This window comes from Desulfosalsimonas sp. (assembly GCF_046483245.1).
Taxonomy (GTDB): Bacteria; Desulfobacterota; Desulfobacteria; order Desulfobacterales; family Desulfosalsimonadaceae; genus Desulfosalsimonas.
The window spans coordinates 1-11,654 of record NZ_JAWODO010000083.1; the positions used below are offsets into that span (position 1 = coordinate 1).

Consider the following 11,654-nt stretch of genomic DNA (forward strand, 5'->3'; position numbering starts at 1 on the left):
CAGGTGATTTTCAATCTCTTCCTTGTTTTTTAACAAGTGGTCTGACGCCTTATATAGGCGATCAAGGCTAACGCGTGAAAAGTCAAAGCCTATCAACTCTGCCAGGGCAGTCGTGTTTTGCAGCCAGTAATGGGTTGACAGCTCCGAACCCGGTGCGATCATCCGCACTACCTTGTCCGGTAATGATCTCCTCGATCAAGTTCGCCAGCTGTTTCCAATCCTCTTTGGGCAGGTCGAAGTCCGTGCCGAGGTTCAGGACGGTGGTCTGCCGGGGCCCCCGTTCGGTGCGCACCGAATCGACCAGTTTGTAGGTCAGGCATCTCCTACGGTTTTTTGTGTCTTTGTGTTCAACGGCTCGAATAAACATGAAGAGGGGGTTACAACAAAGAAAAGGCTCCGTCAGATATAAAATTACAGATTTTGTCACTACAAACGTCGCCAGACCTGTAACTTGTTGCAATCATTGCCCGTCAAATGCAAAAATCTCCTATTTTTTCTCTCTACTCACGAAATTTCCACGAAGTGGGGTTAATCCGACATTCTCTTGGTGGAGATCCCGACGAAATTGGACGAATTAAGTATCGTGTCCCCCGATTTATTTCGTTTCACGAAAGCAGCTGAGCGAAAAACTTTTTGTTTTCCCGGTCTTTGACGATCATGACCGGGATTGATTTTTCCATGCGCCGAAGGGTTTCAGTGATATTGCCCAGAAGCGAGGTTTCGGTGGCCGTATGCCCGGCGGCCCCCACGATGATCAGATCCGCGTTGTCATCCTCTGCGGCATTGTAGAGCTTTTCCCCTTCGCTGGTGAGGGCCTCGGATGCGTCGATTCTGCAGGGAAAGGCCTCCGGGTCCAGGCCGAATTGCTCCATGAGTTCCTGATGCCGGGTTTCGGCCCGGCTTAGGTTCTGGCTTGCGCTTTTTTGGGTGGAGGCCGGAAAATAGCTGCGGGTGCTGTCCTGGATGTAATAGCAAACAAGATGTGCATTTTGCTGGCGATGCAGGTGCAGGGCCCTGTCAAAAGCTGCTTTTGACGCCTTGGAATAATCGATTGCGCAAAGCACCCGGGCAATTTCCAGGGGCGGGTCTTCGGGTACGAATAGGATATCGCATTCCGATTTCGCAGACAGCTCGCCGCCGTATCGTTTCTGCCGGTCTTCGCCGTATTTCTGCCCTATGAGCAGCAAGTCCGCATCCATTTCTCCGGCAAAGGACAAAATCTCCTCTGCCGCGTCTTCTTCAGCCACCCGGGTTTTGATCCGGGTGGAGACGCTATTGCGGAATTTTTCATCGATTCTGCCGTCGAGTTCCTCCCGGATCATGGCATTGAGTGAGCTTTTGACATCCGGAAACGACTTGCTGCTTTTGTTGGGAAGATCATAGGCCTGGATCACGTGGATGAATGTCACCGCGTCTGCGTGAAATACCCGCGCGGCCAGGGAAGCGTAAGGGATCAGGTGCTTGTCAATATCCGTTAAATCCAGGCACACCAGAATATGCTTGATGGTTTTCATGGGTTATTGGCCTTCCCTGTTTTGATTTTCCGAGCCGGCCCTGCCGGCGGCTTTTTTTTCGACCAGATCCTGGATGAGCTGCTGGTAGCTTTCCCGCTCCATGTCCCGGGCGCGGATCCGCTCGGCCTGGTATTCTTTTTCCAGGCCCTTTGTCAAACTCCATCCCATGAGCAAAAGCACCACGGCAAAGGGCAGGCCCGTGGTGATCGAGGCGGTCTGAAGCGCGTCCAATCCCCCGCCGAACAGCAGCACCGCAGCCACGGCCCCTTGCAGAAACGCCCAGAAAATCCGCTGGGTCACGGGAGATGACAGCTTTCCGCCCGAGGTAAAGGTATCCACAACCAAGGAGCCGGAATCCGACGAGGTGACAAAAAAGCTGACCACCAGCAGGATGGCGGCAAAATTGGCAACAATGGCAAACGGGAAGTTGCCCAGGAGTTCATAGATGGAAATGGCAATGTTTTCCTTGACGGCCGCGGCCATGTTTCCCGCGTCGCTCAGTTCCAGAAACAGGGCGGAGCCGCCGAAAGTGGTGAGCCATAAAAACGTGAGCAGCGACGGGACAATGAGCACGCTCAGCACAAACTCACGCAAGGTTCGCCCCCTGGAGATCCGGGCAATGAACATGCCCACAAACGGCGACCAGGAAATCCACCAGGACCAGTAAAATATGGTCCAGGAGTTCTGCCAGTCCGATCCCCGGTAGCCCTCGGCCCAGAAGCTGATTCTGAAAAAATCATTCAGATACACCCCGATGTTTTCCACGTAGGTGTCCAGGATAAAAAGCGTTGGGCCGGCAATGAGCACAAAAACCAAAAGCACGGCACCCAGGTTCATGTTGAGCTCGGACAATCGTTTGACCCCCTGGTCGAGCCCCGAGGCCACGGACATGGCCGCAGCGCTTGTGATCACGGCCACAAGCACCATCTGGATGTAGATGGTATCGGGCAGGCCGAACAAATGATTCAGCCCGGCATTGATCTGCTGAACCCCGAAGCCCAGCGAGGTTGCCAGGCCGAACATGGTGGAAAGCACGGCCAGCACGTCAATGGCATCGCCCATGGGGCCGTAGACACGCTCTCCGAGCAGGGGATAGAAAACCGAGCGAATGGCCAAAGGCTTGTTTCGGTTAAAGCTGAAAAAGGCAAGCGACATGCCCACCAGGGCGTAAATGCCCCAGGGGTGCAGTCCCCAGTGCAGAAAGGTCACCTGCATGGCATTGCCTGCGGCCTCCATGGTGTCCGCCCCGCGGAAATCCGGGTTGGTGAAATGATAGATGGGTTCGGCCACGCTCCAGAACAAAATGCCGATGCCCATGCCTGCGGAAAAGAGCATGGCAAACCAGGCGGTGCGGGAAAACTCCGGCACCGCGTTTTTGCCGCCCAGGCGGATGCTGCCGTATTTGCCCAGGGCGATATAGAGCATGATCAAAAGATAGCAGTTCACCGAAAGGATCAGAAACCATCCGAAATAATCGGACACATTTGTCTGGATGGCGGAAAAGATCCGCTCCATGGGTTTGCCCACCCCAAGGGTAATGGAGATGAAAACAACGAGCAGAATCACCGTGGGCCAGAATACCGGGGGGTGAACGTCAAAGAAGCGGCGTATTCCGGACGCCGGATCGGGTGTGTTGTCAGGTTCGGCCATTTGCGGCTCCGTAACAGGCTCTTGTCTCAGGTGATTAAAAATATAATAATGATTGAATTGAATCTTCCTGTCAATGGAATCCGGATGTGGTGGAAGTGTATTTTCTTTGATTCTGGAAGGTTGTTCGGAAGTTGTGTTGTTGCTGAAAAGAAAAACCGGTTTCAGGGGTTGCATAGCCGGCCAAGTCTTCTTATGGTACAAAAAATATAGAATTGTTTAATTTTCAAATCAAAAGGAGCATTCATGACACAGGCGAAATCAGGCGATACCGTCAAGATTCATTACACGGGCAAATTCGATGACGGCTCGGTATTTGATTCCAGTGAAGGCCGCGACCCCCTGGAGTTCGAAATTGGTTCCGGAAATATCATTACCGGTGTGGAAGAGGCTGTTGTGGGCATGCAGCCCGAAGAAACCAAGGAAGCCACGATTCCGCCGGAAAAGGGCTACGGCGAATACCGAGACGATATGGTCATCGAGGTCGAGAAAACCCAGTTTCCCGAACACATTGATCCCGAGCCCGGCCAGCAGCTGGAACTCCAGCAGCCCGACGGCCAGAAGGTCACGGTCACGGTGACCAACGTGGGCGAGGAAAAGGTTACTCTGGACGCCAACCATCCCCTGGCCGGCAAGGATCTGAAATTTGAGATTACCCTCCAGGAGATCCTCTAAAGCTGCTTACATCACCTGATGTTTGTCAGTAAGCAAGCCTCGTGTCCGGGAACAGTTTTTTCGCTCAATGTGGCTTCAAAAATTGTTCCCGGCTTTTTTCATGATCGGAAAGGTTGCCCCGCCGTCCGGGAACACGGCCACGTGCGCGTCCTTTTTCAGTTTGGCAGCCCCCCGGTCAATTACCTCCTGCGGCCGGCCGCACGGATGGAAAAATCCGAGATGCCGGATTTCTTTTTCTGAAAGCGACGGCACATGAAAAAACATCCTGTATTCCCGGATCAGGCGCATGGAGTAATAAGTCAAAAACCGCTCCTCCACATTGAGCCCCTTTTTCATCACGTTTAAAAACCCCATTACATTGGATTTGCCCACCAGTTTCAGGATGGTGCGCAGCACAAAAAGCGGCGGCGGCTTATCCGGCAGGGGGATATCGTCCATCCCCCGGGCGGCCCTTAAAAAACCCATGATCACCCCTCCCGGCGCAAGGGCGGGCAGGGCGTTTCCAACGCATTTCATGCTCTGCTTGAAGTTGATGTCCATGGGATGGGAGTTGACAATCACCGCGTCCATGAGATGCGGCAGGTCTATGCCGGCGATTTTCTTGTTAAATTCGATGCCTTTTCTGTGCGCGGCCAGGGCGTCGCCGGCAAAGGCGGCCGCGATCTGCTGATTTTCGTCAAGCAGTACGTTGACAACAAATATTTTTCCCGGGACCAGATCCTTTGTTTCTTCCAGGTCCCGGCGGAAGGTGTTTTCATCCGGGGCCATTCCCACCCGGTTAAACAGGTATGGCGGCTCTGCGATCATGCCGTGGTGGGCGCCGATGGCCTCTGCCGCGGCCACGCCGGGAAACAGGTTTTTCATGCCCCCGCCGAATCCCGCCCACAGGTGCGGTTCGATCATGCCCACCAGGACAATCAGGTCTGCCGCGGCCACTTCGTGGTTTAGCCGAACCGGCGTGCCCCTGCCGGTTGTGCCGAAATCATGGTGCGTGGCCGGATCAAAGGCGTCCGGGTTGGACCAGTTGATCTTGCTTAAATTGTCTTCCCCGATTTTTTCTGCCATCTCTTCCCGGCTCATGGCCGTGTGAATGCCCAGTGCGGGCATGACATGGATGTTTTTGGCATCTGCGCCGGCCTGCTGCAAATGCTGGAAAATCAGGTGGAAAAATTCATGGGCCGGGGTAGGGCGGGTGTTGTCATCCACGATGATCAGGATGCGTTTTTGTGAAAGGTTTCTTTGGGAAAGGGGTTTGGCGCCTTCCGGGTTGGTCAGGGCGGCTTCCACGATGTCTGCGCTGCTTTGGCGGCTTTGGCCGGAGATGTCGACGCGTTCGGGCATGTGCACATGCCAGGTATCGGGCAGTTGAAGCGTTGTAAACGATTGCCCCCAGGGCAGCTTGATTTCCATGGCCGGCACCTTTCTTTGAGTTTAAAAAAGCATTTTACATCGCCTGCTGGTTTTGTAGGAAGGAAGCCCTGCGGTCGGGGTCAGTTTTTTCGCTCCTGACCGTTTTTACGGATTCAGCAAATGCCTTCGCTTAAAATTTCAAAAACTCGGCCTGTCGGCCTCAGACAGTTTGAAATTTTCACGCTTCGGCATTTGCTGAATTTTTCCCGAAAACGCTCAATGTCGCTTCAAAAACAGACCCCGACCTTGGACTTCCTTGGAAACCTTATTCGTCTTGTTGTTTTGTCCTTTTTATAGCAGAAAACCTTTGCTTGCGCATTCGGTTTTGCCGGTGTGATAAAATTCATAGGAAGGAAGCCCTGCGGTCGGGGTCAGTTTTTTCGCTTCTGACCGTTTTTACGGATTCAGCAAATGCCTTCGCTGAAATTTCAAAAACTCGGCCTGTCGGCCTCAGACAGTTTGAAATTTTCACGCTTCGGCATTTGCTGAATTTTTCCGTAAAAACGCTCAATGTCGCTTCAAAAACAGCACCCGACCGCAGGGCTTCCTTGGCAGCGGTCTTCTCTGGCCAAACCCAGGCACCAATAAGATAATAGGGAAACAAAACTTTAAAAATTTGAAAATGTCCGGGTTATAGTTGCTTGGAAAACCAGGCAAGGGTGGTTTTGGGTGGCGATTTTTGTGGGGCGGGGTTATTTTATGGTTTTGGTGGAAGCGGTTTTGGAAGAAAACAATCAAGGATTGACGCAAAGGGGAAAAGAAAATGAAAATTGGCAGGATTGTGGGGATAGCAGTTCTGGTCTTGTTTTGCGTGACATTGACAACGGCTTTTGCAGACGAGTCCGCGGTGCGCATCGAGGCCCCGGAGTCGGTCCGGTCCGGCCAGGAGGTGGAGATCCTGGTGCATGTGTCGCATTCCGGCAACAATTTCATTCATTACACCGAGCTGGTGGAGCTGGGAATCAACGATGAATTGGTTGAGAAATGGGAGTATTCCAATTTCAGCAAGCCGCCTGCCGAAGAATTTACCGTGCGCTATTTTCACACCGCAGACCAGGATTTTACGATAAGTGCCAGGGCCTCGTGCAACATGCATGGCAGCCGCAACACAGATGTCATGAACGTGTCGGTGGCATCCAATGATGCCCCGGCCGAAGCGGCCGAATAGATAGGAACCTTAGGGAGGTGGAAATGATCCTGGCTTTGGGGATTGTCAACCTGGTGCTGGTGGCCTGGCAGCTGACAACCGGACTGCATGTGATCCGGATATCGCCGCGTACCCACCGGAAAACCGGAATCCTGCTTGCGGTGACAGCTGTTTTGCACGCGTCTTTGGCCTTGCTGGTTTAAATACGGAAAAAAAGTTTACGGCTTCTGGTGCGGACCTATCGTTTCACCGGCCGGCCGAATGCCTGGTTGATCAGGTTACGGTCCCTGGGCTGAAACGTGCCGTCTGCCTTTTCCTTGCGCATGACCTTCTGGAAAAGCTCAAACATGCGCACCTGCTGGGGCTTGTCTGCGTAAAACGTGTCCCAGGCGTAAGACAGCAGTTCCTGCAGGCGTTCGGCGCTCATCTGCTTTGGGTGATAGACCACCTTGTCTGCGGTGTAATCGTCCCAGTCATAGGAGAAAATCCGGTTTTCCTTGTGGAGCCGGTCCCAGGCCCGGGTGTGGGGAAACGGGGTGAGCACGGTAAATTCGGCCAGGTCCAGTTCGATTTCCAGCAAAAAGTCCACCAGCCGCTTGATAAAATCCTCGGTGTGCCGGTCAAGGCCCAGCAAAATGGTGCCTTCTACGGCAATGCCGTGATCGTGATAGCGCCGAATGCGCTCCCGGATGTAATCCGAGGTGTCAAACACCGCCTGGTAGACAAACCAGGCTCCAGCTTGGGCGGCCAGGTCCAGGACTGCGGGGTCGTCTTCGATGGGATGGCTGCACCAGTTTTTTTTCAAAGAGATCATTTCGGCAAACAAGTCCTTTTCCCATTGAGTATCCTGGGCAAGGGAGTTGTCCACCAGAAACAGGCGGTTGTTGTCAATGCCGGCGATTTCCTCGATTGCCCGGTCAACGGGCCGCGGCCGGAACCGGCGGCCGCCCAGGTAGGCAACTGCGCATGGATAGCAATTAAACCGGCAGCCACGGGAGGCGTGCACCAGGTCCACCATCTGGATGCCCCGGTAATTGTACAGGCTTTTGTTTAAAATATCCCTGCGGGCCGGGCCCACGGTTTCAATGGCCGGGGGCGCTTCCAGGGCGTTGTAGAATTTCTGCAGCCGGTTGTTGCGGAAATCTTCAATGACCTGTTCCATTTTGCCTTCGGCCTCGCCCAGAAACACGGCATCGGCGTGCTGTGCGGTTTCCTCGGCATGAAGGGTTGCGGCAATGCCGCCGAAAATCACACAAACCCCCTTTTTCCGGTAATGGTCCGCAATCTGCCAGCCCCGTTTGACCTGGATGGTCAGCATCATGGAAATGCCCACAATGTCCACGGATTCATCAAAATCAATGTCCTGGAGGTTTTCATCCACGAATGTGACTTCCACGTCTTCGGGAAGGCTTGCGGCAAACACCACCGGCCCGTGGGGGGGAAGGTGAAATTCAGTTTGGCGGGCCAGCTTGGCCCACCTGGGATAGATGAGTTTGAATTTCATGGCTTGGTTATCCGGACATGTCTGCTGTCTGAGGCCGGTTGTCCCGGATATATTCGGCCAGGGCGGCAACAGAGGCAAAGACTTTTTCCCCGACCTCCTTGTTGTCAATGACAACGCCGTAGTCCTGTTCCACCATCATTACCAGCTCCAGGATGTCAATGGAGTCAATGCCCAGATCTCCACCCACCAGGGGGGCGTTCTCGTCGATTTTTTCGGACGTGATATCCTCGAGATACAGTGTATCAATAATCTTTGTCTTGAGTTCGTCAATGAGCTGCTGCATTGAAATGACCTTGTCAAACCAGTAAATTTATTCTATGTTGAAAACCTGAGCGAGCCTGAAAACATCACCTATTACCGTATTTTGAACTTCTCCGGAACCCTGAAATGACCGAAAATACCAGCCGCCCCTTGCAAAGTCAATCTTCTTTCACATATGAATGGTTTCTGCCCGTGCATCCATGCCCGGGCGGTATCATTGGTGCCTGTCCATGAGCCAGGATTTGTCCGATACCGAAGAATATTTGATCCAGCGCGATGCCATGAAGCTCGTGGACAGCATCGTGGCCGCAGACGAGCAAAAGGCCGTGGCCCGCTCCAAAATTTCTGCCGGGTGGCCCATGCAAATGGACGGTTATGTCCATCCGGTGGTGTTAATTGAGCTGGTGGCCCAGACCTCCGGTATCCAAATCCGGTGGAGCGAGCTGGAAAAAGACCCGGCGAGCCATTCCGGCGGCGGGTTTATCGTTGGCATCAAGGAGGCGGAATTTTTCTGTGGGCAAATCCCCCTGGATGCGGAGATTGAAACCTGCGCCGTCAAGGTCTCCAAGCACATGAATTACGCCGAGTTCGAAGGTACCTGCACCATGAACGATCAGGCACTGGGCCGGGCTTTTATACAGGTGCTGCGTACCGGGTGAAAGTGATTAAGTGTTAAGTTTTAAGTGTTAAGTAAAATCAGAGAGTTATTTTTTTGGTTGAAACGTTTGGGTTAGGAGAAGGCGGATATATGGAACAGCAAACAGCGATTGTAACCGGCGGCGGACGCGGCATCGGGCGGGCGATTTGTCTGGAACTGGCCGCCTGCGGCTATTTTGTGATCATCAATTACCGATCCGGCCGGGATGCGGCCGAGCAGACCCGGGACGAGATCCGCAGCGCGGGCGGGGCCGCGGAAATCATGGGTTTTGATATCACGGATGCCGCTGCAGCCAAAGAGGCGGTGGCAGAGATTGCCGCCGGCCATGATATCGGTGTGCTGGTCAACAATGCCGGTATTACAGCAGACGGGCTGTTTGTGATGATGCCGGAAAAAGACTGGCACAACGTGATCAATACAGCCCTTTCAGGATTCTACAATGTCACCAAGCCGGTGTTAAAGCAGATGATGCGCAAAAAACAAGGATCCGTGGTGACCCTTTCCTCGGTCTCCGGCATTCGGGGCAACCGGGGCCAGGCCAATTACTCGGCTGCCAAGGCCGGCCTGATCGGGGCGAGCAAGGCGGTTTCAGCCGAAGTGGCGCGCCTGGGCATCCGGGTCAATGTTGTGGCCCCGGGTCTGATTGAAACCGAAATGATCCAGGAGGCGCCCGTGGATTTCATCAAGCAGATGATTCCCATGGCCCGCATCGGCCGGTCTGAGGAAGTGGCAAAGGTGGTGCGGTTTTTGTGCTCAGAAGATGCCTCTTATATCACCGGTGCGGTGATCAGTGTGGACGGGGGGATGGGCTGATGGCCGGGATTGTCTTCATGCGTAGGATTTTTTACCGGTTTGGGCTTTTTGCCGCGCTGATGTGTGCCGTGCCCTTTTTTGCCGGCTGGGCCGACACCATGGAGGAGATCGGAGATCAGGCAGCCGATATCCGGGCGGTCAAAGCGCGGTTTGTCCAGGAAAAGCATTTGGAAATGCTCGATAATCCCCTGATATCCAAGGGCGAGCTGTATTTCCGGGCCCCGAATTCCCTGCGCTGGGAATATACAGATCCCGTAAAAAGCATCCTGCTGATGAACCGCGACCGGATCCGGCAATACACCATGGCTGAAGACGGCATGCAGGCCCGGCATGGCAGGGATCTGGAGGCCATGCGTGTTTTTCTGGAGCAGGTGGGCCAATGGATCCGCGGCGGGTTTGATCAAAACACCGCTTTTTCCCCAGAACTCAAAAAAGGGCGCCGGGTCCTGCTGACCCCTGCGGACAAAAACATCGCCGCAGTAATCGAAAAAATTGAACTCCAGCTCACCGACACCCCAGGCGTGATCGAGTCTGCTTTTATTTACGAGGATGAAACCTCTTATACCCGCATTGTGTTTCATGACACAGAGATCAACCCGGAGATTGCAGACAGCGTATTTGAGCAGGCCGGATAGAAAAGGGCTGACAAATCGTTTGCACCCTGCTGATTTGGAATAATATTTTATTTCAGATGCCGGTACGTGCGAACATGTTGTTTGCAGCAGGCCATATCTCAATTTATCCGCAAAAGGGGGTTGATGATGAAACAATGGATTTACGGCGGTTTTCTGGTGTTGATGGGCGTGGCGTTGATTTCCTGCGCCGCAAGCTTGAAAAAAAGTGAGATTGATCCGTGGCTGGCCGACATTTCCGGCAGCAGAGCCCCTGCTGTCAACGTGGAAGGCAAATGGCAGGATGCGGATGTGGATCCCAACACCCCGTTTGGATGGGGCAGGGGCATGCTGGAGCAAACAAATGGCAGAATCGAGGGCCACATCGGCAACTACAACATTACCGGAAGGGTCAGCGGCAGCGAGGTTTATCTGGTGTTTCTCTCCGGCGGGTCGGTCTATTACACGGCCCGGCTGGAGATGAAGGAAAAGGGCGTGCTGCGGGGCAATTATTTCAATGACGATGACCTGGCCCAGGAAAACGGCACGCCCATAAACCTGGAAAAAGTTGAATAACCGCAAATATACATCTTGCAGGGGCTTGTGGGTTGCCCGGCCGGCATTGATTCTGGTTTTCATGGTTTTTATGGCAGCCGGATGTGCGGGGCTGCCGGAAATTCGGCTCGAAGGCCCTGTTTCTGAATCCCGCGTGAAAACGGCCTGCCGGGAAGTGTTTGCAAGCACCCCCCGGCAGGTCGTGCATTCCATGACCGCACGGATGCCCAATGACGAGACTTACCAGGGCATTTCCGTCACCCGGGTGTCGCCGGAATCCGGCCGGATCAAGTGCGTGATCATGAGCATCGAGGGCCTGGTTCGATTTTCAGGACAGGCAAATGGCGAGATCCGGGTTGGGCCGGCCATCGGTCCGTTTGGCAGCGAAAAATTCCCAGACCGCCTGTTTCCCGATCTCCGGCAGGTGTTTTTACCCCCCCGGGGCCTGATGGTTGCCGCGGGAAAAAATCCAGACAACCACCCGGTGTGCCGTTATTTGTTAGACGACGGCGGTTTTCTGGATGTGGTGCAGGCCGGCCCGAACCATGTGCAAATCATTGAATACAACCCGGGCAGAAAAAAGACCCAGACCGTTTCCGTTACCCGGGCGCCGGCGTCGGGCGAAGCCGGTCTCAGGCCGGCAGATACCATCGTGATCGAGCGTCACGGCGTTTTGGGCTACCGGCTGGAACTGGAGCGCATCGAACAGAACCCGGATTCCGCAGATCTGCCGTGAGCGCGTTTTTTCAGATCCGGGTCTCGTTTGGGGCTTTGTCCTCGGTGTCTTCCAGGGAGCGCTGAAAATCGCGCCACGCCCTGGAAAATCCCTTTTTGGTTTCCTCCCAGGCCTCTCCTGAAC

At 54.1% G+C, this 11,654-nt stretch carries 13 protein-coding genes; 8 read left to right on the forward strand and 5 right to left on the reverse strand.

Annotated features, from left to right (window positions below; translation table 11 throughout):
• Positions 1–605: 605 nt before the first annotated feature.
• Both R6U41_RS07525 and R6U41_RS07530 read right to left on the reverse strand, forming a co-directional pair.
• The gene (locus tag R6U41_RS07525; RefSeq protein ID WP_410269220.1) at positions 606–1,514 is read right to left on the reverse strand and encodes a universal stress protein; all 909 of its coding nucleotides are present in this window, start codon (positions 1,512–1,514) and stop codon (positions 606–608) included.
• A gap of 3 nt (positions 1,515–1,517) precedes the next feature.
• A complete protein-coding gene (locus R6U41_RS07530) occupies positions 1,518–3,164 on the reverse strand; it encodes a BCCT family transporter (RefSeq protein WP_410269221.1) in 1,647 nt (548 codons plus the stop codon).
• Positions 3,165–3,407: 243 nt separating this feature from the next.
• On the opposite strand from R6U41_RS07530, the gene R6U41_RS07535 reads away from it, so the two are divergent.
• Positions 3,408–3,836: a peptidylprolyl isomerase gene (locus R6U41_RS07535; RefSeq protein ID WP_410269222.1), complete on the forward strand. Its 429-nt coding sequence runs from the start codon at positions 3,408–3,410 to the stop codon at positions 3,834–3,836.
• 75 nt (positions 3,837–3,911) lie between these two features.
• On the opposite strand, the gene larA is transcribed toward R6U41_RS07535, so the two are convergent.
• Positions 3,912–5,246 carry a nickel-dependent lactate racemase gene (gene larA, locus R6U41_RS07540; protein WP_410269223.1) on the reverse strand — a complete coding sequence of 445 codons (1,335 nt, stop codon included), beginning with the start codon at positions 5,244–5,246 and terminating at the stop codon, positions 3,912–3,914.
• Positions 5,247–6,009: 763 nt separating this feature from the next.
• Here larA and R6U41_RS07545 point away from each other — a divergent pair.
• Both R6U41_RS07545 and R6U41_RS07550 read left to right on the forward strand, forming a co-directional pair.
• Entirely contained in the window at positions 6,010–6,414 is a 405-nt protein-coding gene (locus R6U41_RS07545) for a desulfoferrodoxin family protein (protein ID WP_410269224.1), read from the forward strand.
• A gap of 23 nt (positions 6,415–6,437) precedes the next feature.
• On the forward strand, positions 6,438–6,596 hold the full coding sequence (locus tag R6U41_RS07550; RefSeq protein WP_410269225.1) for a hypothetical protein: 159 nt from the start codon (positions 6,438–6,440) through the stop codon (positions 6,594–6,596).
• 35 nt (positions 6,597–6,631) lie between these two features.
• On the opposite strand, the gene R6U41_RS07555 is transcribed toward R6U41_RS07550, so the two are convergent.
• The gene (locus tag R6U41_RS07555) at positions 6,632–7,897 is read right to left on the reverse strand and encodes a B12-binding domain-containing radical SAM protein (RefSeq protein WP_410269226.1); all 1,266 of its coding nucleotides are present in this window, start codon (positions 7,895–7,897) and stop codon (positions 6,632–6,634) included.
• A 7-nt stretch (positions 7,898–7,904) separates the two neighbouring features.
• Complete coding sequence (locus R6U41_RS07560; protein WP_410269227.1) at positions 7,905–8,180, reverse strand: phosphopantetheine-binding protein; 276 nt, start codon at positions 8,178–8,180, stop codon at positions 7,905–7,907.
• Between the two features lie 208 nt (positions 8,181–8,388).
• On the opposite strand from R6U41_RS07560, the gene R6U41_RS07565 reads away from it, so the two are divergent.
• The 5 genes from R6U41_RS07565 (at position 8,389) to R6U41_RS07585 (ending at position 11,531) form a co-directional block, all read left to right on the forward strand.
• A complete protein-coding gene (locus R6U41_RS07565; RefSeq protein ID WP_410269228.1) occupies positions 8,389–8,817 on the forward strand; it encodes a hypothetical protein in 429 nt (142 codons plus the stop codon).
• 89 nt (positions 8,818–8,906) lie between these two features.
• Positions 8,907–9,629, forward strand: coding sequence for a 3-oxoacyl-ACP reductase FabG (gene fabG / locus R6U41_RS07570; protein ID WP_410269229.1), 723 nt, complete (start codon positions 8,907–8,909; stop codon positions 9,627–9,629).
• Between the two features lie 17 nt (positions 9,630–9,646).
• Positions 9,647–10,264 carry a LolA family protein gene (locus R6U41_RS07575; protein WP_410269230.1) on the forward strand — a complete coding sequence of 206 codons (618 nt, stop codon included), beginning with the start codon at positions 9,647–9,649 and terminating at the stop codon, positions 10,262–10,264.
• A gap of 123 nt (positions 10,265–10,387) precedes the next feature.
• Positions 10,388–10,816 carry a hypothetical protein gene (locus R6U41_RS07580; protein WP_410269231.1) on the forward strand — a complete coding sequence of 143 codons (429 nt, stop codon included), beginning with the start codon at positions 10,388–10,390 and terminating at the stop codon, positions 10,814–10,816.
• A 61-nt stretch (positions 10,817–10,877) separates the two neighbouring features.
• A complete protein-coding gene (locus R6U41_RS07585; protein ID WP_410269232.1) occupies positions 10,878–11,531 on the forward strand; it encodes a hypothetical protein in 654 nt (217 codons plus the stop codon).
• The last annotated feature ends 123 nt before the right edge of the window (positions 11,532–11,654 follow it).

What these genes read in the sequence shown, in the direction of transcription:
- larA (WP_410269223.1), bottom strand. Translation starts at nt 5,246, where the DNA reads ATGGAAATCAAGCTGCCCTGGGGGCAATCGTTTACAACGCTTCAACTG.
- R6U41_RS07575 (WP_410269230.1), top strand. Translation starts at nt 9,647, where the DNA reads ATGCGTAGGATTTTTTACCGGTTTGGGCTTTTTGCCGCGCTGATGTGT.
- R6U41_RS07555 (WP_410269226.1), bottom strand. Translation starts at nt 7,897, where the DNA reads ATGAAATTCAAACTCATCTATCCCAGGTGGGCCAAGCTGGCCCGCCAA.
- R6U41_RS07525 (WP_410269220.1), bottom strand. Translation starts at nt 1,514, where the DNA reads ATGAAAACCATCAAGCATATTCTGGTGTGCCTGGATTTAACGGATATT.
- R6U41_RS07585 (WP_410269232.1), top strand. Translation starts at nt 10,878, where the DNA reads ATGGTTTTTATGGCAGCCGGATGTGCGGGGCTGCCGGAAATTCGGCTC.
- R6U41_RS07530 (WP_410269221.1), bottom strand. Translation starts at nt 3,164, where the DNA reads ATGGCCGAACCTGACAACACACCCGATCCGGCGTCCGGAATACGCCGC.
- fabG (WP_410269229.1), top strand. Translation starts at nt 8,907, where the DNA reads ATGGAACAGCAAACAGCGATTGTAACCGGCGGCGGACGCGGCATCGGG.
- R6U41_RS07545 (WP_410269224.1), top strand. Translation starts at nt 6,010, where the DNA reads ATGAAAATTGGCAGGATTGTGGGGATAGCAGTTCTGGTCTTGTTTTGC.
- R6U41_RS07565 (WP_410269228.1), top strand. Translation starts at nt 8,389, where the DNA reads ATGAGCCAGGATTTGTCCGATACCGAAGAATATTTGATCCAGCGCGAT.
- R6U41_RS07535 (WP_410269222.1), top strand. Translation starts at nt 3,408, where the DNA reads ATGACACAGGCGAAATCAGGCGATACCGTCAAGATTCATTACACGGGC.
- R6U41_RS07550 (WP_410269225.1), top strand. Translation starts at nt 6,438, where the DNA reads ATGATCCTGGCTTTGGGGATTGTCAACCTGGTGCTGGTGGCCTGGCAG.
- R6U41_RS07580 (WP_410269231.1), top strand. Translation starts at nt 10,388, where the DNA reads ATGATGAAACAATGGATTTACGGCGGTTTTCTGGTGTTGATGGGCGTG.
- R6U41_RS07560 (WP_410269227.1), bottom strand. Translation starts at nt 8,180, where the DNA reads ATGCAGCAGCTCATTGACGAACTCAAGACAAAGATTATTGATACACTG.